The sequence below is a fragment of the Arenimonas sp. genome (assembly GCF_044353605.1).
Classification (GTDB): domain Bacteria; phylum Pseudomonadota; class Gammaproteobacteria; order Xanthomonadales; family Xanthomonadaceae; genus Arenimonas.
Genome location: NZ_JBILBO010000006.1, coordinates 1 through 23649, shown reverse-complemented (window position 1 = coordinate 23649; position 23649 = coordinate 1). Strand labels below are relative to the sequence as shown.

26 protein-coding genes are annotated in these 23649 nt (G+C 57.4%); 9 read left to right on the top strand and 17 right to left on the bottom strand.

All coding sequences use genetic code 11. From position 1 onward, the window contains the following. The 3 genes from ACIQ1A_RS05165 to ACIQ1A_RS05155 are packed head-to-tail and all read right to left on the bottom strand — an operon-like array spanning position 1 to position 2346. Positions 1–483, bottom strand: coding sequence for a hypothetical protein (locus ACIQ1A_RS05165; protein WP_395770005.1), 483 nt, complete (start codon positions 481–483; stop codon positions 1–3). Further along, positions 474–1106, bottom strand: coding sequence for a glutathione S-transferase family protein (locus ACIQ1A_RS05160; RefSeq protein WP_395770004.1), 633 nt, complete (start codon positions 1104–1106; stop codon positions 474–476). The genes ACIQ1A_RS05165 and ACIQ1A_RS05160 overlap by 10 nt, the downstream gene beginning before the upstream one ends. 13 nt (positions 1107–1119) lie before the next feature. Next, a complete protein-coding gene (locus ACIQ1A_RS05155) occupies positions 1120–2346 on the bottom strand; it encodes a pyridoxal phosphate-dependent aminotransferase (RefSeq protein WP_395770003.1) in 1227 nt (408 codons plus the stop codon). A gap of 98 nt (positions 2347–2444) precedes the next feature. On the opposite strand from ACIQ1A_RS05155, the gene ACIQ1A_RS05150 reads away from it, so the two are divergent. Beyond that, positions 2445–3053 carry an SOUL family heme-binding protein gene (locus tag ACIQ1A_RS05150; protein ID WP_395770002.1) on the top strand — a complete coding sequence of 203 codons (609 nt, stop codon included), beginning with the start codon at positions 2445–2447 and terminating at the stop codon, positions 3051–3053. Here ACIQ1A_RS05150 and ACIQ1A_RS05145 read toward each other — a convergent pair whose 3' ends face one another. From ACIQ1A_RS05145 to ACIQ1A_RS05090, 12 genes are all read right to left on the bottom strand, one after another. Beyond that, on the bottom strand, positions 3054–4568 hold the full coding sequence (locus tag ACIQ1A_RS05145) for a fumarate hydratase (RefSeq protein WP_395770001.1): 1515 nt from the start codon (positions 4566–4568) through the stop codon (positions 3054–3056). It lies immediately after the preceding gene. A 54-nt stretch (positions 4569–4622) separates the two neighbouring features. Beyond that, a complete protein-coding gene (gene galU, locus ACIQ1A_RS05140; protein WP_395770000.1) occupies positions 4623–5504 on the bottom strand; it encodes a UTP--glucose-1-phosphate uridylyltransferase GalU in 882 nt (293 codons plus the stop codon). A gap of 13 nt (positions 5505–5517) precedes the next feature. Further along, positions 5518–6696, bottom strand: a complete 1179-nt coding sequence (gene lapB, locus ACIQ1A_RS05135; protein WP_395770112.1) for a lipopolysaccharide assembly protein LapB — start codon at positions 6694–6696, stop codon at positions 5518–5520. Continuing rightward, entirely contained in the window at positions 6687–6941 is a 255-nt protein-coding gene (locus ACIQ1A_RS05130) for a lipopolysaccharide assembly protein LapA domain-containing protein (RefSeq protein WP_395769999.1), read from the bottom strand. Before ACIQ1A_RS05130 ends, lapB begins: the two co-directional genes overlap by 10 nt. A 49-nt stretch (positions 6942–6990) precedes the next feature. Continuing rightward, positions 6991–7293 carry an integration host factor subunit beta gene (locus ACIQ1A_RS05125; protein ID WP_395769998.1) on the bottom strand — a complete coding sequence of 101 codons (303 nt, stop codon included), beginning with the start codon at positions 7291–7293 and terminating at the stop codon, positions 6991–6993. 56 nt (positions 7294–7349) lie between these two features. Further along, positions 7350–9029 carry a 30S ribosomal protein S1 gene (gene rpsA, locus ACIQ1A_RS05120; protein ID WP_395769997.1) on the bottom strand — a complete coding sequence of 560 codons (1680 nt, stop codon included), beginning with the start codon at positions 9027–9029 and terminating at the stop codon, positions 7350–7352. Positions 9030–9154: 125 nt separating this feature from the next. Next, positions 9155–9841: a (d)CMP kinase gene (gene cmk, locus ACIQ1A_RS05115; protein ID WP_395769996.1), complete on the bottom strand. Its 687-nt coding sequence runs from the start codon at positions 9839–9841 to the stop codon at positions 9155–9157. Positions 9842–9871: 30 nt separating this feature from the next. Continuing rightward, on the bottom strand, positions 9872–11170 hold the full coding sequence (gene aroA / locus ACIQ1A_RS05110; RefSeq protein WP_395769995.1) for a 3-phosphoshikimate 1-carboxyvinyltransferase: 1299 nt from the start codon (positions 11168–11170) through the stop codon (positions 9872–9874). Continuing rightward, entirely contained in the window at positions 11167–12294 is a 1128-nt protein-coding gene (gene hisC / locus ACIQ1A_RS05105; protein WP_395769994.1) for a histidinol-phosphate transaminase, read from the bottom strand. Before hisC ends, aroA begins: the two co-directional genes overlap by 4 nt. A gap of 2 nt (positions 12295–12296) precedes the next feature. Continuing rightward, positions 12297–13460 (bottom strand): prephenate dehydratase, encoded by a 1164-nt coding sequence (gene pheA, locus ACIQ1A_RS05100; protein WP_395769993.1) that lies wholly within the window; start codon positions 13458–13460, stop codon positions 12297–12299. Then, the gene (gene serC, locus ACIQ1A_RS05095; RefSeq protein ID WP_395769992.1) at positions 13453–14538 is read right to left on the bottom strand and encodes a 3-phosphoserine/phosphohydroxythreonine transaminase; all 1086 of its coding nucleotides are present in this window, start codon (positions 14536–14538) and stop codon (positions 13453–13455) included. Before serC ends, pheA begins: the two co-directional genes overlap by 8 nt. Positions 14539–14617: 79 nt before the next feature. Beyond that, on the bottom strand, positions 14618–15421 hold the full coding sequence (locus ACIQ1A_RS05090; RefSeq protein ID WP_395769991.1) for an FHA domain-containing protein: 804 nt from the start codon (positions 15419–15421) through the stop codon (positions 14618–14620). A 92-nt stretch (positions 15422–15513) separates the two neighbouring features. On the opposite strand from ACIQ1A_RS05090, the gene ACIQ1A_RS05085 reads away from it, so the two are divergent. Beyond that, the gene (locus ACIQ1A_RS05085) at positions 15514–15789 is read left to right on the top strand and encodes a polyhydroxyalkanoic acid system family protein (protein ID WP_395769990.1); all 276 of its coding nucleotides are present in this window, start codon (positions 15514–15516) and stop codon (positions 15787–15789) included. On the opposite strand, the gene ACIQ1A_RS05080 is transcribed toward ACIQ1A_RS05085, so the two are convergent. Then, entirely contained in the window at positions 15782–16504 is a 723-nt protein-coding gene (locus ACIQ1A_RS05080) for an FFLEELY motif protein (RefSeq protein ID WP_395769989.1), read from the bottom strand. The two genes, ACIQ1A_RS05085 and ACIQ1A_RS05080, sit on opposite strands and share 8 nt — an antisense overlap. Positions 16505–16581: 77 nt before the next feature. On the opposite strand from ACIQ1A_RS05080, the gene ACIQ1A_RS05075 reads away from it, so the two are divergent. Both ACIQ1A_RS05075 and ACIQ1A_RS05070 read left to right on the top strand, forming a co-directional pair. Then, positions 16582–17811 (top strand): patatin-like phospholipase family protein, encoded by a 1230-nt coding sequence (locus ACIQ1A_RS05075; protein ID WP_395769988.1) that lies wholly within the window; start codon positions 16582–16584, stop codon positions 17809–17811. A gap of 117 nt (positions 17812–17928) precedes the next feature. After that, positions 17929–18498 carry a phasin family protein gene (locus ACIQ1A_RS05070; protein WP_395769987.1) on the top strand — a complete coding sequence of 190 codons (570 nt, stop codon included), beginning with the start codon at positions 17929–17931 and terminating at the stop codon, positions 18496–18498. A gap of 119 nt (positions 18499–18617) precedes the next feature. Here ACIQ1A_RS05070 and ACIQ1A_RS05065 read toward each other — a convergent pair whose 3' ends face one another. After that, positions 18618–20606 carry an SDR family oxidoreductase gene (locus ACIQ1A_RS05065; protein WP_395769986.1) on the bottom strand — a complete coding sequence of 663 codons (1989 nt, stop codon included), beginning with the start codon at positions 20604–20606 and terminating at the stop codon, positions 18618–18620. Between the two features lie 113 nt (positions 20607–20719). Between ACIQ1A_RS05065 and ACIQ1A_RS05060 the strand changes: the two genes are divergently transcribed. From ACIQ1A_RS05060 to ACIQ1A_RS05040, 5 genes are all read left to right on the top strand, one after another. Continuing rightward, positions 20720–20977 (top strand): acyl-CoA-binding protein, encoded by a 258-nt coding sequence (locus ACIQ1A_RS05060; protein WP_395769985.1) that lies wholly within the window; start codon positions 20720–20722, stop codon positions 20975–20977. Between the two features lies 1 nt (position 20978). After that, complete coding sequence (locus tag ACIQ1A_RS05055; protein WP_395769984.1) at positions 20979–21605, top strand: TetR/AcrR family transcriptional regulator; 627 nt, start codon at positions 20979–20981, stop codon at positions 21603–21605. 84 nt (positions 21606–21689) lie between these two features. Further along, positions 21690–21815 carry a type B 50S ribosomal protein L36 gene (gene ykgO, locus ACIQ1A_RS05050; RefSeq protein WP_091238229.1) on the top strand — a complete coding sequence of 42 codons (126 nt, stop codon included), beginning with the start codon at positions 21690–21692 and terminating at the stop codon, positions 21813–21815. Positions 21816–21896: 81 nt separating this feature from the next. Continuing rightward, positions 21897–22928, top strand: a complete 1032-nt coding sequence (locus ACIQ1A_RS05045; RefSeq protein ID WP_395769983.1) for an agmatine/peptidylarginine deiminase — start codon at positions 21897–21899, stop codon at positions 22926–22928. Further along, positions 22925–23649 (top strand): nitrilase-related carbon-nitrogen hydrolase (locus ACIQ1A_RS05040; RefSeq protein WP_395769982.1); only part of this gene is annotated, 725 nt, incomplete at its 3' end. The genes ACIQ1A_RS05045 and ACIQ1A_RS05040, both read left to right, overlap by 4 nt.

Below are 23649 nucleotides of genomic sequence, written 5' to 3'. Positions count from 1 at the left end.
TCAGTGACTTCGCAGGTTAGTGGAGAAGGACTTTGCCGCAATTAGCCCGATGATCACACCGGAAAGCAAATGTATGGGCACCAGCATCATCATCAATGGAAATCCGACGAGGAAAAAGATGATGTACACCAAAGGAACAGCAACGATGGCCGCAGTAATGGTGGAAATCAGAAGATTTCGCCAATAATAGCCAAGCGCGAATACGGGGATGTCGAAGCGTCCGAATTCTTGAGACAGCGCAAGACACCGACGCAAAAAACGCCATTGCCAGGGAAACGAAAGCAATGTACTCAATAATGCGCCGCACACATAAAGCATGAACACGGTTTCGCGCGATACACTGGCAAATGAAACCGGCTTCCCGGGCGGCAGATAGGCCATCAATGCCGCCGCCACAACGATTAAAGGCAGATTGACCAACAGGTAAAGCGGCGCGAAATCGCGCCAGGCTTGCCAGCGGGCCGGTTCCGTATTCAGGCCCATTCAGTCAGTCCTTCGGACTCATACAGCGCCTTCCAGCTCGGGCGGGCTTTCATCAGGGCCGCCAAGTTGGCAAGTGCCGGATAGTCCAAAGCCGTTTTCGGCATGTTGCGTGACCAGCGCATCAGCATCACCAGCATGAAATCAGCCACGGACGCGCTTTCACCCAACAGATATGGCCCGTTCTCGGCCAGATGCGCATCGAGATTGGAGAAAACCGCATGGATACGCGCCTCAGCCGTAGCCTTCCCGGCCTCGGCATGGTCTTCACCGGCAGCTTCGCTCGGATACCACCAGAGCCGGAACGGTGGCTGAAGGGTGTTGGCCAGATGGAACATCCATTGCAGGAGTTCGCCGCGCTTGGCGCTTCCCGGAGGCGGAATCAGGCCTGATTCCGGCTTTGCCTCGGCCAGAAGCACGGCCATGGCGGCAGCCTCGCACATCGGTTTACCGTCAATCAGCAAAGTCGGCACCACGCCACTCGGATTGAGCGCGAGATACGCCGGAGTCTTGTGTTCGCGCGCGGCGATGTCGAGCTTGACCAGCTGATGCGGCAGATCAAGATCAATCAGCAGCCAATGAACCACAAGGCTGGCGGCGCCGGGTGCGTAATACAGTGTGTGCATGGCAGTCTCCTGGTCAAGTGCCGTGACGGGCACGGTAATCGGCAAGGAAGCGTTCAATTCGGTCGAGCGCCTCGGTCATTTCATCGGTATTGGGCAGGAACACGACGCGCACATGATCGTGATGAGGCCAGTTGAAGCCGGTGCCCTGCACCAGCAGTACTTTTTCCTGCTCCAGCAGTTCGGTGATGAACTTCTGGTCGTCGGCGATGGGATACACCACCGGATCGAATTTAGGAAACAGATAAAGGGCGCCTTTGGGTTTGACGCAGCTCACCCCGGGGATGGCTGTCAAGCGCTGCCAGGCCAGATCGCGCTGCCGGGTCAGACGGCCATCGGCCGCAACCAGCTGTTCAATGCTTTGGGTGCCGCCGAGTGCAGTCTGGATGGCGTACTGCGCCGGTACGTTGGCACACAGCCGCATCGAGGTGACGATATTGAGGCCGTCAATGTAGTCCTTGGCATGATCGCGTGCACCGCTGAGAATCATCCAGCCGGCGCGGTAACCGCAGGCCCGGTAATTTTTGGAAAGCCCGCCGAAACTGATGCAGAACACGTCTTCAGCCAAGGAAGCCAATGCGATATGGGTTTCACCGTCGTACAGGGTCTTGTCGTAGATTTCATCGGCAAACACCAGCAGTTGGTGTTCACGGGCAATCTGCAGCAGCGCCTCCAGCATCGGTTTCGGATATACGGCGCCGGTGGGATTATTGGGGTTGATGACCACCAGCGCTTTGGTGTTCGGCGTAATGCGCGCTCGCAGGTCGGCAATATCCGGTTGCCAGTCGGCGGCTTCATCGCACAGATAATGCACCGGCTTTCCACCGGACAGGGAAACCGCCGCCGTCCACAGCGGATAGTCCGGCGCCGGCACCAGCACCTCATCGCCATCATCGAGCAAGGCGTTCATGGCCAGCAGAATCAGTTCGGAAACGCCGTTGCCGATGTAAATGTCCTCCAGGCCGACACCCCGGATGCCGCAGTCCTGGGCATAGTTCATCACCGCCTTGCGCGCGGAATAAATACCCTTGGAATCACTGTAGCCGCCGGCGCGGTTCAGATTGCCGATGACATCGCGGACGATGTCGTCCGGAGGATTGAAGCCGAACACGGCCAGATTGCCGATGTTGAGCTTGATGATGCTGTGGCCCTGATCTTCAAGCTCTTTTGCGCGCTCCAGAGCCGGACCGCGGATTTCGTAGCAGACCTCGTCGAGCTTGCGGGACTTCTTCAGGTTTTTCATGGTGAACTCGGCATAAATACCCCGTAATGATACCGCAAGCCACACACCACCATCACGGCTCTGGCACTAGAGTGATATACGGAAAAAAGGAGTCATTCATGTCGAAATTCCCACTTCTGGGCCTTCTCTTATGGAGCAGCAGCCTGATGGCCATCGAACAGCCCCGCTATACCGTTCTGCAGGACTTCGGCAGCGGCATTGAGATCCGTCAGTACGATGCGTGCATCATCGCCGAAACCGAAATCAAGGCAACCGATGCCGATCAGGCAGGCAATCTGGCCTTCAAGCGGCTCGGTGGCTATATCTTCGGCGCTAACCGCACGAAACAGTCCATCGCCATGACCGCCCCCGTGAGCCAGGCCAAAAGCGAGAAGATCGAAATGACCGCGCCGGTGAGCCAGACCCTCAAAACCGAGGGTGTCTGGCTGGTGTCATTCGTGATGCCCAAGAGCTACACTCTGGCCACGTTGCCGGTTCCGAACGATCCTGCGGTTTACTTCAAGACCGTTCCAGCCCGCAAAGTTCTTGCCATCCGCTTCTCAGGGCGATGGACCGAACAGAGCTTCTCACAACATCAGGCGGAACTGCTGGCTGCCGTCAAGAAAAATGCCTTGAAAACCACCGGCAGTACGTGGACGGCACGTTACGATCCGCCGTTCATGCCCGGATTCATGCGCCGCAATGAAGTGATGATCGAATTGCGTTGATTATTCCAGTACCACCGGAATCTTGCCGATACGGGCCTGCCACAGTTTCGGACCGGTGTTATGGACGGACTCGCCGGTACTGTCCACGGCAACGGTGACCGGCATGTCCTTCACCGTGAATTCGTAAATCGCTTCCATGCCCAGATCCTCGAAGCCCACTACTTTTGCGGCCTTAATGGCTTTCGACACCAGGTAGGCGGCGCCGCCGACCGCCATCAGATACACCGATTTGTGCTTCTTGATGGCTTCTATCGCGGTTGGACCGCGTTCGGATTTGCCGATCATGCCGATCATGCCGGTCTGTGCGAGCACCTGTTCGGTGAATTTATCCATACGAGTGGCGGTAGTCGGGCCGGCCGGACCGACCACTTCATCGCGTACCGGATCGACCGGACCGACGTAATAGATCATCTTGCCGGTGAAATCGACTGGCAATTTTTCGCCCCGGTTGAGCATCTCGACCATGCGTTTGTGCGCGGCATCGCGACCGGTATACATTTTTCCGGAAAGCAGCAGGGTTTCACCGGGCTTCCAGGTCGCAGTTTCGGCCGGAGTCAAGGTATCGAGATTGACCGGGCGCGACTGTTTGAAATCCAAGGCCAGCTTCGGCCAATCAGCCAAAGACGGCGGATCCAGACTGACCGGGCCACTGCCATCAAGAGTGAAGTGCGCGTGGCGGGTTGCGGCGCAATTCGGTATCAAGGCTACTGGAAGATTGGCGGCATGCGTCGGGAAATCCTTGACTTTGACATCCAGCACGGTAGTCAGGCCGCCAAGCCCCTGGGCACCGATGCCGAGCGCATTCACTTTTTCGAACAGTTCCAGGCGCAGCTCTTCGGCCCGGTTGGCCGGCCCACGTGCTTTCAGGTCATTGATGTCGATCGGCTCCATCAGGGCCTCTTTGGCTAACAGCATGGCTTTCTCTGCCGTTCCGCCGATGCCGATGCCGAGCATGCCCGGCGGACACCAGCCGGCTCCCATGGTCGGGACCGTTTTGATAACCCAATCCACAATGGAGTCGGACGGATTGAGCATGGCGAATTTCGATTTGGCTTCCGAACCGCCGCCCTTGGCCGCAACGATGACATCGACCGTGTCACCGGCAACCACCCTCATGTTGACCACGGCCGGCGTGTTGTCTTTGGTGTTGATGCGCTTGCCGGCCGGATCGGCCAGCACCGAGGCGCGCAGCTTGTTGTCCGGGTGGTTGTAGGCGCGGCGTACGCCTTCATTGACCATATCCTCGACTGACATCGTTGCATCCCAGCGCACATTCATGCCGATGTACAGGAACACGGTAACGATACCCGTGTCCTGACACAGCGGGCGGTGACCCTCGGCACTCATGCGGGAGTTGATCAGAATCTGCGCCATTGCATCTTTAGCCGCCGGTGATTCTTCACGGTCATATGCTGCAGCCAGATTGGTGATGTAATCGACCGGATGGTAGTAGGAAATGTACTGCAGGGCATCGGCGATGCTTTCGATGAAATCGGATTGCTTGATGACGGCCATTACGGTTCTCCTCATGCCCATATTATTAACCGCTGTGGCATGCGCGATGCCGGATTATTTCGCCGCAAGCGCTGCCTGCATATAGGCTCTGGCATCGTCGGCGAGATCATCATGATCGAGTGCATATTGGATGGTGGCTTCGATCAGACCGATGCGTGTGCCGCAGTCGAAGCGGCGCCCTTCGAATTGGTAGGCCAATACCTTGTCCTGCTTGATAAGCTCGGCAATCGCGTCGGTCAGCTGGATTTCGCCGCCTGTACCGGAACGGGTCTTCTCCAAAATAGGGAAGATGGCCCCACTGAGCACATAGCGCCCGACAACGGCCAGATTGCTGGGGGCATTTTCCGGCTTGGGCTTTTCGACAATCTGCTCGATAGCGCCGAAACGTCCGGTAAAATGCGGTGCCGAAACAATGCCGTAACTTGAAGTTTGTTCTTGCGGTACCTGCTGCACGGCAATAACGCTGGCACTTTCCTTGCCGGCCAGATCGACCATCTGGCCGAGCGCTCCCCTGCCCTTGCTCCAGATCAGATCGTCGGGAAGGATGACGGCAAAGGGCTCAGTGCCAATGACCGGCTTGGCACAAAGCACGGCATGACCCAGTCCAAGCGCTTCGGCCTGGGTGACGAAGACACATCGGACATGTTTGGGCAGGACATCCCTTATCATCGCCAGCAACTCGGACTTTCCGGCCTTCTCGAGCTTCTGCTCAAGCTCATAGGCTTTGTCGAAATAATCGGCAACGGCATGCTTGTAGCGGTTGGTGACGAACACCAGCGTGTCGATACCGGCCTCAATGGCTTCATCAACCGCATACTGGATCAATGGCTTGTCGACCACGGGCAGCATTTCCTTGGGCACCGTCTTGGTAGCGGGCAGGAAGCGGGTGCCAAGACCAGCTACGGGAAACACCGCTTTTTTAATTTGGAATGCCATCAATCGTCCTTGTTCATGATCCCAGCAGGTTGAGCAGCGGTTTCACGCTACCCCAATGCTTGCAGCTCGGGCACTGCCAATGATGCGCCCGCGCCCCGAAACCGCAATTCACGCAGCGGTAGTTTGCGGACCGTACCAATAGCTGATCGGTAATCAGCTTGAGTGTCTTCAGGGTTTCGACCGGCTCATCGCCCGGATTGGCAACGGCTTTCTCAAGCAAAACCGCCTCACCACGAACGGATGGCCGCTGCAGAAGCTGCTTGGCCAGGAATTCCTGTGCCGCCATGGCGCCTTCATCACGCTCGATGAGATCGGTCAAGGCCAGCAGGGGTGTAACGCCTGAGTATTGCTCGATGACTTCCTGCAGGAAGCCGCGCGCCCGCATCAGCTCATTGCGGCGCTCGTAACATTCCATCAACTGTGGCAATACTTCGGGGAGATAGTCGACATCATGACGTGCCACCCGCTCGAAAGCACGAATGGCACCCGCATCATTGTTTTCCAGGAGATCCAGACGGCCCTCGATCATGCCGGCACGTACACATTGGGAATCCGACGAATAGGCAGCGGCGATTCGGTCACGCGCGGCGGTAAGATTTCCCTCATGCACATGTTTTTCGGCCAACTCGCAATAATAATGGGCGATGCTCCCGCCCATGGCCTCACCTGTAATCTGCTCGTATTTCAAAGCATAGGTAATCGCCTGCTTCCAATCACGTTCGGATTGATAGATTGAAATCAGTTGCTGCAGGGCTTTCGGCGCATGCACACCCATCTGTACCAGATCGTTGAACAGGGTTTCAGCACGATCCAGCAGGCCAGCGCGCATGTAGTCCTCGCCTAACTCCAAAACGGCACGGGTTTTCTGTTCCTCACTCAACCCGGTGCGAGCCACCAGATTCTGGTGCAGGCGGATGGCGCGGTCGACCTCGCCGCGACGCCGGAAAAGATGCCCGAGCGCAAACTGGGTCTCCACGGTTTCCTTGTCGACTTCGGCGATTTGCAGAAAGATTTCGAGAGCCTTGTCCTGCTGTTCGTTGAGCAGATAATTGAGGCCACGGAAATAGGTGTTGGATAGACGTGAAATCTTGGCCCCGCCTTTGATTTCACCGCCACGCCGGCCCAGCAGCCAGCCGATGGCAATGGCTGCCGGAATCAGTAACAGCCAGGCGACATTAGTCATCATGCGGATTTACCGCTCTCGATAATTGGCTTCGAAGGCTTCATCGCCTTAGTTTTGTCCGTCAACAGGCTGATGCTTGTCAGTGCGCCGCCGATGACCGTGCCGGCAAGCACGCAGAGAAGAAGTGCCAGACCGAGATGCGCCTGATAACGCACGAAGAAGAGATCGATGGATATGGTCTGCTGGTTGAGTGCGCCGAGCGCGATGCCCGCCAGCACGAATAACAGGGCAATGATGGCTTTGAGCGCGCGCATTTCCGTCTCCGTTCCGATTCCTACAGCTTAACCGAAAAGACCGGCGGAATTAAGTATGCGGCTGGATTTCAGTCACGTTGTTGACGCGGTCGCGAAGCTCTTTGCCGGGCTTGAAATGCGGAACGTGTTTGCCACTGAGTTCGACCGCTTCACCGGTCTTCGGGTTTCGGCCGGTACGGGCCGGACGGTAGTGCAGCGAGAAACTGCCAAAACCGCGAATTTCGATGCGTTTACCCTCGGACAGCGAGGAACTCATCATTTCCAGAATGGTCTTGACCGCAAGGTCGACATCGTCCGCTTTAAGATGCGGTTGTTGCTTGGACAGGAATTCAATGAGTTCGGACTTGGTCATATTGGGATACCCGGTAAATTCCGGTCCGGCGATATGCCGGACCGGATGTTGCTTGATTACTCGCCTTTACCCATCTGTTCACGCAGCAGCGCGCCCAGCTTGGTGGTGCCGCTGGAGGCATCGGCCTTGTTCACTTCGGCCATGCTTTCCTGCAGTTCGGCTTCATCTTTGGCGCGGATCGACAGCTGCATGACGCGGCCTTTGCGGTCGTTACCGATGTACTTGGCTTCGATCGCATCGCCCACCTTGAGATGCTGGCTGGCGTCTTCGATACGCTCTTTGGCGATGTCATTGGCTTTCACGTAACCTTCGAGACCGCCTTCGAGATCGATAACGGCACCCTTGGCATCAACTTCCCGCACAGTACCCTTGACGATGGCACCTTTCTGGGTGTTAGCGGTGAACTGGCCCATAGGGTCCTGCTCAAGCTGCTTGACGCCCAGCGAAATGCGCTCACGTTCCGGATCGACAGCCAATACGACGGCTTCCAGGTTGTCGCCTTTCTTGAGTTCGCGTACGGCTTCTTCGCCGGTCGAGCTCCAGGAAATGTCGGACAGATGGATCAGGCCGTCGATGCCGCCGTCCAGGCCGATGAACACACCGAAATCGGTAATCGACTTGATCTGGCCGGAAACCTTGTCGCCTTTCTTGAAGATGGCGGCAAAAGCTTCCCACGGATTCGAAACGCACTGCTTGATACCGAGCGAAATGCGGCGGCGTTCGGCATCGACATCGAGCACCATGACTTCGACATCATCGCCCAGCTGGACGACTTTGCTCGGATTAACGTTCTTGTTGGTCCAATCCATTTCGGAAACGTGCACCAGTCCTTCGACGCCCGGTTCGATTTCCACGAATGCACCGTAATCGGTGACATTGGAGACTTTGCCGAAAGCGCGGGTGTTGGCCGGGTAGCGGCGCGCGATGTTTTCCCACGGATCTTCGCCCAGCTGCTTGAGGCCCAGCGAAACGCGGTTGCGTTCGCGGTCGTACTTGAGAACGCGGACCTGGAGTTCGTCGCCGACGTTGACCACTTCGGACGGATGACGGACGCGTTTCCAGGCCATGTCGGTGATGTGCAGCAGACCGTCGACGCCGCCGAGATCGACGAATGCGCCGTAATCGGTGAGGTTCTTGACCACGCCGGTAACGATGGTGCCTTCGGTCAGGCGCTCCAGCATCTGCTCGCGTTCGGCGCTGTTTTCGGTTTCAACCACGGCACGGCGCGAAACAACGACGTTGTTGCGTTTGCGATCGAGCTTGATGATTTTGAATTCCAGTTCCTTGCCTTCCAGGTAGCCTGGGTCGCGCACGGGACGCACATCCACCAGGGAGCCGGGCAGGAAGGCGCGCACTTCGCGGATATCGACCGTGAAGCCGCCTTTGACTTTGCCGCTGATACGACCGGTGACGATTTCGCCGGCGTCCATAACGGTTTCCAATTCGTCCCAGACCAGCGCTTTTTTCGCCTTGTCACGGGAAAGGATGGTTTCGCCAAAACCGTTCTCGACGGCTTCCAGCGCGACCTTGACGATGTCGCCCACGGCAACTTCGATTTCGCCCTGTTCGTTGCGGAACTGATTGATGTCGATGACACCTTCCGACTTCAGGCCAACGTTGACGACGACGACGTCGGCACGGATTTCTTCCACGGTGCCGGTAACAATGGCGCCGGATTTCAGGTTGTTAAGGGATGTTTGGCTTTGCTCAAACAGTTCTGCAAATGATTCGGTCATGATTAACTCTCGAGTTGATGAACAGGCTGCCGGAAAAAGCAGCCCACCTGTTGTGTGCGGATGCACGTTGAAAAATCCCTGCCGGAGCAGAGGCCTGGGTCCATTGCAGAACTCGGAAAACCCGCTCAGGAGCGGTAATGTGACGGCAGAACGGAAAGAATCTGATCGATGACCGCAGCGATGGGCAGGGATGTCGAGTCGATGATGATGGCATCATCGGCCGGCTTCAACGGCGCCACCGCACGGTTCGCATCACGTTCATCACGGGCCACGATTTCGTGCAATAGGTCGTCAAGTTTAACAGAAACTCCTTTTTCCATCAACTGCTTATACCGTCTCTGGGCACGTTCGAGCGGGCTGGCGGTTAAAAAGAACTTGTAGGGGGCATCGGGGAAGATGACTGTCCCCATATCGCGGCCATCAGCGACCAGACCCGGGGCCGTCCGAAAGCTACGCTGAAGCAGGACCAAAGCCGCACGGACGTCCGGTTGGGCAGCCAATGCCGAAGCCATGGATCCGGCCAATTCCGAACGAATATCGTCGGTGGCCTCTTTTCCATTAACTATAATTTTAGGTTCTTCAGTATCTTGCGTAATAAACTTAATGTCTGTTCGAGATGCGGATGCAGCCAGTTGCGCCGGTTCATCCAAACCGATACCTTCCCAGGCGGCAGCGATGCCGACCGCCCGATACAGGGCGCCGGAGTCCAAATAGGCCCACCCGAGGGCCTGTGCAACCAAGCGGCTGACCGTACCCTTGCCGGCACCGGCAGGGCCGTCAATAGTGACTACAGGGATTGAATTCAGCTGCATGGACTCTCCGGAAGCTGGGCGATTTAGCCGTCATTCAAGAATCATACCCGCGGATTGCGCCAAATCGACGAATCCCGGGAACGAAGTGGCGACGTTGTCGCAGTCATGGAGCAGGGTTTCGCCGCTAGCGCACTGCGCGGCAACGGCAAAACTCATGGCTATCCGGTGGTCGTGGTGGCTCTGAATCACGGCGCCATGGAGATGCCCGCCAGTAATGGTCACACTATCCGGTGTTTCTTCGACCAAAGCCCCCATGGCACGCAGACCGGTCACCATGCTGGCGATCCGATCGGACTCCTTGACCCGCAGCTCGGCCAGACCGGAGGCGTCGGTCGTACCTTCGGCCAAGGCGGCGGCCACAAAGAATATCGGGCACTCGTCGATCATGTCCGGGACCAGGCTTTCAGGCAATTCGATCGCCTTCAGTGCCGAGTGCCGAATCTTAAGGTCCGCTACCGGCTCACCGCCCTGCTCGCGCTCATTGAACACCTCGATCTGCCCGCCCATCAGGCGCAAAGCCTGCAAAATGCCGGTCCGTCGCGGATTGACACCGATGTTTTCAAGGGTGATGTCCGAGCCTGGAATCAGAAGTGCCGCCGTAATCAGGAATGCCGCGGAGGAAATATCGCCCGGTATACCGATGTCGCCGCCCTGCAGACGTCCGCCGCCACGGATCCGGATGCGACCCGGACTGTAGCTGATCGGCCAGCCCATCGACTTCATCATCGCTTCGGTGTAATCACGGGTCGGACGTGGTTCGGTAATGACCGACTCCCCCTCGGCATACATGGCGGCAAGCAGGAGCGCGGATTTGACCTGCGCACTGGCGACTCCGGTATCGATTTCAACCGGCCGCAAATACTGGCCGCCATGGACATGCAAGGGCGCGAAATTTCCCTCACGTGCGGAAATTCGACCGCCCATGGCTTCAAGTTTGTTGATGACACGCGCCATCGGGCGCTGTGAAAGCGAAGCATCGCCGATTAGCACACTGTCGAATGCCTGCGCACAAAGCAAGCCCGTCAAAAGGCGCATGCCGGTGCCGGCGTTACCGCAATCCAAGGGGGCGGCACTGGCTTGCAGACCGTGCAAACCGACCCCGTGGATGATTCGGGATTGGGCATCCGGGGTTTCGATGCGAACGCCCAACTGGCTGAATATCCTTTCTGTGGCACGGGTATCCTCGCCCTCCAGAAAACCACTAACGTGCGTCCGACCTTCGGCCAAGGCCCCGAAAATGATGGCGCGGTGCGAGATGGACTTGTCTCCCGGCACACGCAACAGGCCGTGCAGGCCGGATGAACGCGCCGCTGTCCAGGTCAAGCTCATGACAGAACGGCCTTCAGGTTGGCGAGCAGGCGTTGGTTTTCGGGATGCGTTGCAACCGTTATCCGCAGGTAGTCTGCCAGACCATAACCGACCATTGGCCGTACGATGACACCACGTTCAAACAAGGCCTGTTCGATGGCGGACGTCTTCGCCCCGAAATGCACTAACAGAAAGTTGGTCTGAGACGGCAACACCTGCAATCCCATGGACCGAAGCGCCCCAGCCAGCGATTCGCGTTCCGCGGCGTTCTGGACCACGACGCTTCGCAGGTGCGCATCATCGGCGAGGGCCGCTTGGGCAGCCGTCAGGGCCAGAGCATTCACATTGAATGATTCCCGAACGGGCTCCAACAGCGCCAATAAGGCCGGCTCAGCGATAATGTACCCGACACGTAGTCCGGCCAAGCCATACGCTTTGGAAAAGGTCCGCGCCACAATCAGGTTCGGAAAGCGTGTACGCAGTTCCACGGCGCTGCGCAGCGCCGGATCGGAAACATACTCGATATAAGCTTCATCGACCAGCACCAGAACATGCGACGGCACCCTCGCGAGGAATGCTGAAAGTTGCGAACTGTCACACCAGGTACCCGTTGGATTGTTCGGATTGGCAAGGCAGATCAATTTGGTTCGCGGCGTAATCGCAGCGGCCATGGCTTCGAGATCGTGGCCAAGCGGCATGGCATGATCAGCCGGAAACGCATCGACGAATACCAACTTCGCACCGGCGGCTTTGGCGGCAATGGGATACACCGCAAAACAATAACGGCTGAGCAGCACCTCGTCGTCCGGGCCGACGAATACCTGTCCCAACTGCATCAGCAATTCGTGGGAGCCGTTGCCAAGGGCGATTTGCGCCATGGCAGTGCCATGCGCCTGTGCAATGGCCTGTTTCAGTGCCTTTCCGGACGGATCCGGATAACGGTGCAGCCTATCCAATTCGGCATTTATTGCCGTCAATACCGAGGGCGACGGACCAAATGGGTTTTCATTGGAGCCGAGTTCGAGCAAGCCGCCGGCATCGGCAAAGCGGCGCCGCAATGATGGGATATCGTGGCCGGGGTCATAGGCGGCAAGTGTCCGTATCGCCGGATTGGCCAATGCCTTGAAATCGGGAACGGCGGACATATTTACAGCAACGCGACCGGATAGGACCCCAGCACCACCACGTCGGAGGCGTACTCACCGAGCTCGGACATGGCCATGGCGACTTTGTCATCTTCGACATGACCGCTGACATCGATGAAAAAGACATATTGCCAACGACCGCTATGCGCAGGTCGCGATTCAATCCGGTTCATGCTGACCCCATGTTTGGCGAACGGACTAAGAACACTATAAAGCGCGCCGGGCTGGTCACGGACAAACACCAACAGCGATGAACGGTCATGGCCGGAGGGTGAAAAGAATTCACGGCCGATGACCAGAAAGCGAGTGGTGTTGTCCTGACGGTCTTCGATGGGCCCGGCCAGCACCTTCAGTCCATAGACATGGCCTGCGGTTTCGCCGGCGATCGCGGCCGCGTCATCGGCGATGCGGGCACGACGTGCAGCTTCAGCATTGCTGGATACCGCGATTTTTTCAGCGTGGGGTAGATTGGCACGCAACCAGGCCTTGCATTGCGCCAGCGATTGCGGATGCGAATACACGCGCTCGATATCCTCGAGCCTCCCTGTCCGTGACAGCAAATGCTGATGCACGCGCAGTTCGACTTCGCCGCAAATCTTGAGTTTGGATGTGAGGAACATGTCGAGCGTGGACTGGATGGTACCCTGCCCCGAATTCTCGACCGGCACCACACCGAAATCGGCATTCCCGCTTTCGATTTCCTGAAAGACTTCCTCGATACTGGCCAATGGCAAGGACCGCGCGGAATGACCGAAATGTTTGTGCAAGGCCTGCTGCGAAAACGTACCTTCCGGACCGAGAAAACCGACCTTCAGCGGCTCCTGCTGGGCCAGACAGGCCGACATGATTTCACGGAACAGTCGCAGCAACACTTCGTTGCTGAGCGGACCCTGATTGCGGTCAAGCACGCGCCGGAGGATCTGCGATTCGCGTTCGGGCCGATAATATTCCACAGCGGCTTTCATCTCGCCTTTAGCTGCGCGAACCTTCGACGCCCAGGTCGCTCGCTGGGTAATCAACTCCTGAATCTGGCGGTCGATGCCATCGATCTGTGCACGGACTTCCTGCAGTTTCTGGGGGTTGGCAGCGGGCGCTTTGACCGGTTTCGCGGCAGGCTTTGCCGCCGTCTTTTTCTTCGCCGGCGGCTTTCCGGTGGGTTTAGCCATGGCGCACCGCAAAGTCACCCATGAAATCGGTCAATGCCTGAACCCCTGACAAAGGCATGGCATTGTAGATGGAGGCACGCATGCCGCCGAGTGCACGGTGACCCTTCAGACCCATCAGGCCGGCTGCTTCCGATTCCGCAAGGAAAGCCTTGTCGAGGGCTTCGTCCTTGAGCATGAAAGGCACATTCATGGTCGAACGCGCGGCGACGGCGACTTCATTGCGGTAGAAGCCGCCGGATCCGTCGATGGTGCGGTACAGCAATGCGGCTTTGTCGGCATTACGGCGGGCGAAGGCCTCGGTACCGCCTTCGGCAATCATCCATTTGAGCACCAAACCGACCACATACCAGGGGAATGTCGGCGGCGTATTGAACATGGAATCATTCTTGACTTGGTTCTGCCATTCGAAGATCGGCGGAAGATTGCGCCCATGACGGCCGAGCAAATCTTTCCGGATGACGGCGATGGTGATGCCGGCCGGGCCGATATTCTTTTGGGCACCGGCATAAATCATGCCGAAACGATTGACATCGACCGAGCGTGCCAGAAAGTTAGAGGAAAAATCCGCGACCAGCGGCACATCGCCGGCATCCGGGATATCCGCGAATTCCACGCCATGGATGGTCTCGTTCGAGGTGTAATGGAAATACGCGGCATTGCCGGCACGCTGCCAGGAAGCAACTTCAGGGATGTTGCGGTAGGCATTGGCTTTGTCGCTGGCAACAACATGCGTATTCAAAGATGCCTTGGCGTTTTCGAGTGCTTTCTCACCCCAGTGACCGGTCAGCAGATATTCACCGGCCTGGTCGGCACGCGCCAGATTCATCGGAAGAAGCGCTGAAACCGTGGTTGCGCCACCCTGCAGGAACAAAACAGCATAATCGTCGCTGACACCGAGCAGATGGCGCAGATCGGCCTCGGCTTGGGCGGCGCAATCAATGAAGGCCTTGCCGCGATGACTCACTTCCATCACCGAGGCGCGCTCCCCCTGCCATTCCATGAGTTCCTCCTGGACCTGGACGAGAACGGATTCGGGCAAAGCAGCCGGACCGGCACTGAAATTGAACGCGCGCGACATAAAAACTCCTTGGAATATGCCTTCTAGCCTAGCATGCAGGGCTTAATCAGCGAAACCCGGTGTGATTATTTTCGCGTGATTACGGCGAAAAACTAAGCAGAATGATGAAAAAACCCGAGATGGCGATGGCCACGGCCAAAAGAATCCATTGCGCCGGGCTGAATATGCGTCTTGCCGGATCGGCTGGCGGTAAGGCACTCATGTTGACGGGTTGCATGGGCACTGCCATTTCCGGATCCGTCAGCGAGGAAGACTCACCGCAAGGCGCCTCGAACCGGAAACGGTGCTGCTCGATGCTGATATGCGACCCAGGCTGCAGAACCGCCTCCTCGCAAATCCATCCATCAACACGCATCTCCAACACCGGGCTGAGGTTTTTGACCAAAATGTCATTTCCCTGTCGTTGCAACAGGATTTGGCGTTCGGCGAGCGCCGTATCGTCAATACGGACTTCGGACAGATCCGAACGCCCGATGCACAGACTGTTGACCAGAACATGGGCACGCCCGGTTTCGGCACCGCTCAGCGCCCGCAGGAGTACCCGACCGGAAAAATTGGTCGGCTGGGCTGCGGGCCGCTTGGCAGAATCCGGTTTGATAGCAGAGCTGAGCCGCAATGCGCAGCTTCCCAAATGCAGCTCGTCACCCGGAGCCAACATGGCGCCACGGACGATGCGACGACCGTTGACATGAACATCTGCGGCCTCATCGGCGGCGGGTTCGATCCACAACAGGCCGGCGGCATCGGGAATGAGTCGTGCATGCAGGTGGGCCACGCCAGGATGAGCCACGTAGATCTCCGAACCCGGGTCGGATCCGATACGGAGCGGCGACTCACCTACTGCCGCGGCGGGTTGTCCGAGAATATGAAGTAGCCAGTGCATAGAAACGCCTTTTTTGAAAATTTACCATATCCGGCCTGACAAACCGAGCATTTCATTGTATTTTCTAGGCTTCGCCAGTTAACGGATGCGCCATGGCCGCCATCGACATCAAACGTACACACAGCCTTGAAATCGCAAAGGCCAAGAAAAAGGTCCAGAAAGTCGCCGATCACATCGTTGAAAAATTCGATGTCGAATGCGAGTGGGATGGCAACATGCTCAATTTCAGCCGATCAGGCGTTGACGGCCATATCAAAGTGAACCCGAAATCCATCCACGTCTTTGCCGACCTCGGCTTCTTCCTGTCGGCGCTCAAAGGCCCCATCGAAAGCGAAATCGAACGCTATCTGGACGAAGAATTCAGCTGAATGGCGGCGTGAACGGGTCGGCATTGCCGGCTGCAAGACGATCCGCGATGCAGGTTTCCTGGCGATGGATTTCATCCAGGAACTCATCGGCCCCGCCGAGATGGTTGAATGCGTCAAAACCCCGTTCGAGGAAACTCTGCAGATGCTGCAGACCAAGCATACGCGCAGGCAATCGCGAAGCCGATAACAATTTGGCAATGCCATGCTTCTGAACAACCGCATCCAGGCGTGAACCGACATCCATGACCAGATCGATCTGACGACGGCGCAAGCGGCGCAGGCCGACGCTCCGGTAGGCTTTCTGGTAGAGTGCGGCATCCAGCGAGGCCGGCTTCCTCCCCGATTTGTGCAATTCTCTGGCCATACGCATGTCAATGGCATGACTGAGTACGGACAATTCGATGGCATCGACAGCAGCCGTCAGCAGGTTATCGGGGAGCAATCGTGACATTTTCGGGAGAATTTTTGCCGCCTCCTCGTCACGCTTCATGAAATCGGCATCACCGTAAAGATCGGACAGGAAGAAGGTGGCCGCCGGCTGTTTGCGCGCATCATCCATGAAGTGGGCAAAGCTTGCCGCCAGTCGCTCTGCCTGCCAAGTACGCAGCGCCGGCAACCACTTTGCGAGCACAACATCCTGTTTTTCCGACACATGCGCCTGTTTCTGCCATCGCAGGCGTCGGGCTAGACGGCTTTGCAAATCATTGACCGCCATAGTGGAACACACCCGGTGATTGGACTCAGGCTATTTTAGCCTTACAATGAAATCCACCGTCAAATCACGGCCATTTCATGCTCGTATTGCAAGCCGCCAGCCAGACCGCAAAACACCAAGGCAAAATCGGCCTCGCCATTGCCGGCGGCGGACCCATCGGCGGAATGTACGAACTTGGCGCCCTCCGCGCCCTGGAAGTCGCCATTGATGGGCTGGATCTCAACCGTCTCGATGTGTACGTCGGCGTCAGCTCCGGCGCATTTCTCGCGGCCGGCCTGGTCAATCGCCTCAGTACAGCGGAAATCTGCCAGATCTTCATCACCAACAATCACCCTGAAATCCATTTTTCTCCGCGCATGTTCCTGAAGCCGGCCTTCATGGAATTCGGAAAACGCGTATCCTCACTGCCCGGCCTGGCTTTCGACTGGTGGAAGAGCCTGATTACCGATCCGAGCGGAGCCCAGCTGAGTGAGCTGACCTCCCGCTTCACCGGTGCGGTACCGACCGGCTTATTCGATAATGCCCCGATTGAAAAATTCCTGAAAAGCATCTTTAACGGCCCTGGTCGCAGCAACGATTTCCGGAAACTGGAACGGCCGCTGTATGTGGTTGCGGTCGACCTCGACCAAGGCAAGGCCGTTCGTTTCGGCAGCAAGGACTGGGATTCCGTGCCGATTTCGCAGGCCGTTCAGGCCAGCGCCGCCCTGCCCGGCTTGTACCCGCCGGTGGACATCAACGGGCATCATTTTGTTGACGGTGCACTTCGACGCACCATGCATGCATCGGTCGTGCTCGATCACGGTATCGATCTGATGATCGGCATCAACCCCTTTGTGCCCTTCAATGCCAAGAACCGACACAAGGGAACCGAACCCACGGTCAAGCTCGCCGATGGCGGCCTGCCGATGGTGCTTTCACAGACGTTCCGTACCTTATTGCAATCCCGCATGCAGGTCGGTCTCGAGAAATACGCCCGTCAGTATCCGGAAACCGACCAACTGGTCCTGGAACCGAATGAAGACGATGCCGAGATGTTCTTCACCAATGTGTTCAGTTATTCTTCGCGCCATCGCGTGTGCGAGCATGCATTCCAAAGCACCCTGCGCGATCTGAAATCGCGTGCCGCGCAGCTTGCACCGCTTTTGGCCAAACATGGCCTGACCCTGAATATGTCCGTTCTGGATAACCCTGACATCACCTTGCTCGATGGCATCGCCCCGGTCTACCGCCGTACGGCAGCGACCGCGCAGCTGTGGCACAACCTCGACGATATCGAATATGGCCTGCGTCAGCGCAAAACCCGCTGAACGCGTAGCCGGAAGCCCTTGATTTTTGGTGTGTTTGCTCTAGACAAGTGCCCCACAATGGGCACCGAGTCGGAACAGCGGCTTGTCACCCCCATTCCCATATATTGAGGTTACCCCATGGCCAAGCTCAAAAAAGCCGCCCGTACCAAAACCGCAAGTCGCAAACCGGCCGCCAAAAGCGCCGTAGCCGCTTCGCACAACCTGATTGGCACCGCACAGCAGATCTGGGCCGCCGGCATCGGCGCTCTGGCCCGCGCCCAAGGTGAAGGTACCGACATGTTCGATGCGCTGGTCAAGAAAGGCATGAGCCTGGAAGCCCAGACCCGTAAGCTTGCCAACGGCAAGGTTGATGTCGTGCGTGCCAGCGTTGAAGACCGCGTCGAAAACGTCCGCGAAAAAGCCACCGACACCTGGGACCGCATGGAAAAAGTCTTCGAAGACCGCGTCCAACGTGCCCTGACCCGTCTTGGCGTCCCGACCCGCGAAGATCTGGCAGGTCTGATCAAGCGCGTTGAAGCCCTGACCGCTGAACTGCGCAAGCAGAACGGCAAAGCACCGGTTGCCAAAAAAGCCGCCGCTCCTGTCAAGAAAGCCGCCAAGAAGCCGGTGAAGAAAGCCGCAGCCGCCAAGAAAGTCGGTAAATCCGTGCTGCCGAAAGCTCCGACGCCGCGCGCTCCGAAAGCTTAAGTTTCAGATTCCGGCAGACCGGTCTGCTGCTCACCCTCCCGGCGCAGACCCGAGCAGGTACGAAACCGAAAAAAGCACCGCATTGCGGTGCTTTTTTCGTATCCGCGCAACGCTGACGATTACCAGTGCACGCCACGCATCAGCGACGCAAACGCAATCTGCTCGTTGGTCGGGTTAGCGGCATCGCCACGACCGGCCATGCCTTTGGCGGCTGCCGAGTCCGGGAACAGCTCGAAAGCAGTGCTCATCACCACCTCGTAGGCTTTCGGGAATACCGCATGCACCACGCCGGCGAATACACCAAGCCGCGTAGCGACGCGGCTTGGCTTGTCGATGATGGCCTTCACGATGAGATCGGCGGCCTCCTCGGGACTGAGGGTGGGAACCGAATCATACATCTTGGTCGGTGCAATCATCGGCGTTTTCACCAGCGGCATATTGATTGTGGTGAAGCTGATGCCCTTTCCGGACAGCTCACCCTGCGCGCAGTGACTGAATGCATCCAGTGCGGCTTTGGAAGCCACATAGGCTGAGAACCTCGGCGAACTGGCCAGGACACCGATGGATGAGATGTTGATGATGTGGCCCCGGCGTTTGGCGATCATGCCCGGCAACGACTGCATGATCAGACGCAGCGAACCGAAATAATTCAACTGCATGGTGCGCTCAAAATCGTGGAAGCGGTCGAAACTGAGCTCGATCGAGCGGCGGATGGACCTGCCGGCGTTGTTGATCAGGATATCGACGCCGCCGTGCTGTTTGGAAACCTGTTCGATCAGGCTGTCGCAGGAATCCAGGTCGGCGAGATCGGCTTTGAAGGCATAACACAGATGTCCGGCATCGCAGATTTCCTTGCGTGTCGCTTCAAGCTCTTCCTCACCACGGGCGGCAATGACGACCTTGGCACCGGCTTCGGCGATCTTAAGGGCGGCAGCCTTGCCGATACCGGACGATCCGCCGGTAATCAGCACCACTTTGCCCTCGACCTTGCCGCGCAGCGAACGGTCGATGAACAGATCGGGATCGAGATTGCGTTCCCAGTAATCCCAGAGGCGCCAGGCGTAGCTGTCGAGCGGCGGCACGCTGATTTTCGAGCCTTTCAGGGCACGCTCGGCTTCACGTGTGTCGAAACGGGTCGGATAGGTGATGAATTCCAGCGTGGATTTCGGAATCTTCAGATCACGCAGAATCATATTGGTCAGACGCTTCACCGGCGGCAGATTGGTGACAGCCATCCGCATCGGAGCCGGTATGAAAGCGAACATGCGGGCATCCAGCCGCATGGTCATTTCCGGCGCATGCGCGGCACGCGCAAAGGTATTCATCAGCTCGCCGAAGCGCATCGGCTCCGGATCGACCAGATGGAAACAGTGGCCGTCCAGCCCTTTTTTGTGGGCGATATGATCCATGGCGTCTGCCACGAAATCGACCGGAACGACATTGATGCGGCCGCCTTCGATACCCAGTGTCGGCATCCACTGCGGCAGGGTCTGCCGGATTTTCTTGATCAGAGTGAACAAATAATAGGGGCCGTCGATCTTATCGATTTCACCCGTTTTGGAATGGCCGACCACCATTGATGGCCGGTAAATCCGGTAAGGTACGGCGCTTTGTTTGCGCACCAGACCTTCCGACTCGTGCTTGGTCTTCAGGTAAGGGTCCTTCAGACCTTCAGCCTCTTCAAACATGTCTTCGCGGAATACACCGGGGTACAAGCCGGCAGCGGCGATGGAGCTGGTGTGATGGAAACACCCGGCCTTGATGACGGCAGCCAGTTCGAGGGCGTTTTTGGTACCGCCGATATTGGCCAGTTTTTGGCTGTCGGCATTCGCTGTCAGGTCGTAGATTGCGGCCAGATGGAAGAAATGTTGGACCTTGCCTTTAAGCGCGGTGATTTGGGCGGCGCTTAAGCCCAGCTTGGGTTTGGAAAGATCGCCGGTGACCGGAACGATGCGTTTCATGTCCCATCCCATCGCCTCGCCGATCTGGCCGAGTTTCTTGGCTGAGCCCTTACGCACCAGCACGTGCACCTGTCCTTTGCGTTTAAGCAGGTTGCTGACCAAAAAACGGCCGATGAAGCCGGTGGCGCCGGTGACGAAATAAGCCATAGAAATACCCGATCCCTTTCCCGTTGAATGTTGAATAGGTGCTTGATTTTTTACCGCAAATCGCAGTTTAATGCATAATACTGGAATCCGACTTCAGGTCAAAGGACTTCTTCATGGCGACACTGCAGGAACAATTTGAACTGGCTGCCCTCGAGGCCAAAAATCTCAAAAAGCGGCCGGACAACGATACCTTGTTGCGGATGTACGGTCTTTACAAGCAGGGATCTGAAGGCGATGTCAACGGGCCTTCCCCGGGGATGTTCGATTTCGTCGCATCGGCGAAATATCAGGCCTGGCAGAAGCTTGAGGGTACGAGCCGGGAATCTGCCATGAAGAAATATGTCGACCTTGTCGCATCCCTGAAGGACTGACGTGTCCGGTAAAACCCGAAACCGCATACTTGATGTTGCCCTGCGCCTTTTCAACGAACAGGGCGAAACCAACATCTCCACCAATCACATCGCCGACGAGCTCGAAATCAGCCCCGGCAACCTTTACTACCACTACCGGAACAAGGACGACATCATCGAGCAGCTGTTCCAGCGCTTCGAAGATCGCATGGATCAGGCCTTGGTCGCACCGGAAGGCCGAGAAGTCACCCTCGAGGATGTCTGGCTACAACTCCACCTGGTCTTCGAATGCATCTGGAATTACCGCTTCATCTACCGAGATATCATTAATATTCTTAGTAGAAACAGAAGCTTACGTCTTAGGTTCGCGCGAATTCTCAAACGCGGCTCGTCCAATGCCCAGGGCATCATGCGCGGCCTAAACGAAACCGGGGCCATGCGGGCCAGCGCCGCCGAAATCGAGGGCCTCGCCACCAATATCCTGGTTTTGGCCACTTTCTGGCTGAATTACGCCAATGTACGGGGCGAAAAAGACGAGCAGCGTGCCATCCAGCAGGGGATTGTGCAGGTCATGATGCTGGTTTCGCCCTTCCTGCGCGATACCGAGCGCCTGCACCTGCACACCCTGTCCAAAGCCTACGAAGATTAAGGTTTTATTTAACAAGTTATTGCTTTCACAGGATTTTGGCGGTATAATTCCCGCTTCCCGTTTTCGTTGTTTAGGAATATAGCCATGAAAGTCCTTAATTCGCTTAAGTCGGCCAAGACCCGCCATCGTGACTGCAAGGTCGTCCGTCGTCGCGGCAAGGTCTTTGTGATTTGCAAATCGAATCCCCGTTTCAAAGCCCGTCAGCGTTAATCGCTTTCCAGGCGTTGTACCGATCAAGCCGGCTGACGCCGGCTTTTTCATGCTCATAATCCTTTGCTTTCGAGGTTTCGGATGAATGATACCCCCCGCTTCCCGGCCGAATGGGAGCCGCAATCCGCCGTGCTGATGGCGTGGCCCCACAGCGGCACCGATTGGGCCGCCCGTCTGCATACGACACGCGCCTGCTTCGCCGGTATCGCAGCCGCCATCAGTGAGCGCCAGACCCTCCTTTTACTGGCTCCGGATCCGGCCATCGAAGCCGATGCCCGGAGCGATTTGGCTCAGGCCGGCGCCGATCTGACCCGTGTTCGCTTCATCACCCTGCCCTATAACGATACCTGGCTGCGCGACAGTGGTCCGATTACTCTTCGTAAGACTGATGGCTTTGCGCTTCTGGATTTCCACTTCACCGCCTGGGGTGGAAAATTCGAAGCCGGGCTGGACGACCGCATCGTTGCGGAAATGGCCGCACAAGGCCTGTTCAGAAATGCCGAACACCGCCGGGTCAACTTTGCACTGGAAGGTGGCGGCATCGAAACCGACGGCGCCGGAACTCTGCTGTCGACCTGGCATTGCCTAAATGAGCGGCATCCGGACAAATCCCGAACCGAGATCGAACACGTTCTGAAAGCGCAACTCCGGCAGAATCGGCTTCTTTGGCTGGAGCATGGCTATCTCGAAGGCGATGATACCGATGCCCACATTGATACCCTGGCCCGTTTCGCTTCGGAAGACGCCATTGTGTATCAGGCTTGCGAAGATCCTGAAGACAGCCATTACGACGAGCTGCAAGCGATGGCGAATGAACTTCGGCAATTACGCACCGTGTCCGGCCACCCCTATGCACTGCATGCATTACCCTGGCCGAAACCGATTCTGGATGAAGGCCGGCGTTTGGCCGCATCCTATGCCAATTTTCTGATCATCAACGGTGCCGTATTGATGCCGCTGTACGATGATGCGGCCGACGCCAAAGCCCTTGCCGTCATGCAGAAGGCCTTTCCCGCGCACGACATCATCGGCATCCCCTGCCGTGATTTAATCTGGCAAAATGGCAGTCTGCACTGCTGCACCATGCAACTACCTGAAGGGTTACTGAAATGAGCCGCTCAACGCTGAAAGCCGCACTGATCCAGGACATCAACCATGGCGATGCCACAGACAACCTGGCTGTCATCGAGCAGCGCGTGGCTGAAGCGGCAGCGGCCGGCGCTGAATTGGTACTGCTGCAGGAATTGCACAACGGCGCTTATTTCTGTCAACACGAATCGGCTGCAGAGTTCGATCGGGCCGAGGCCATCCCCGGACCGAGCAGCGAGCGTCTTTCAGCATTGGCCGCCAAGCACCGGGTGGTGTTGGTGGCCTCGCTGTTCGAACGCCGTGCCGCCGGCTTGTATCACAATACCGCCATCGTGTTCGAAAAAGACGGCACACTGCTGGGCAAGTATCGGAAGATGCACATCCCGGATGATCCGGGATTCTACGAAAAATTCTATTTCACCCCGGGCGATCTCGGCTTCCATCCGATTGACACCAGCCTGGGTAAAATCGGCGTGCTGGTGTGCTGGGACCAGTGGTACCCGGAAGCGGCACGCCTGATGGCACTGGCCGGCGCCGAATTGCTGGTCTATCCGACCGCCATCGGATGGGATCCGGACGATTCCGCAGAGGAAAAAGACCGACAACGCCAAGCCTGGATACTGAGTCACCGCGGTCATGCGGTCGCCAATGGCATTCCGGTTTTGAGTTGCAATCGCACCGGCTTTGAACCATCACCCCTTGGCGCCAGCGGCATCCGATTCTGGGGCAGTTCGCATGTTCTCGG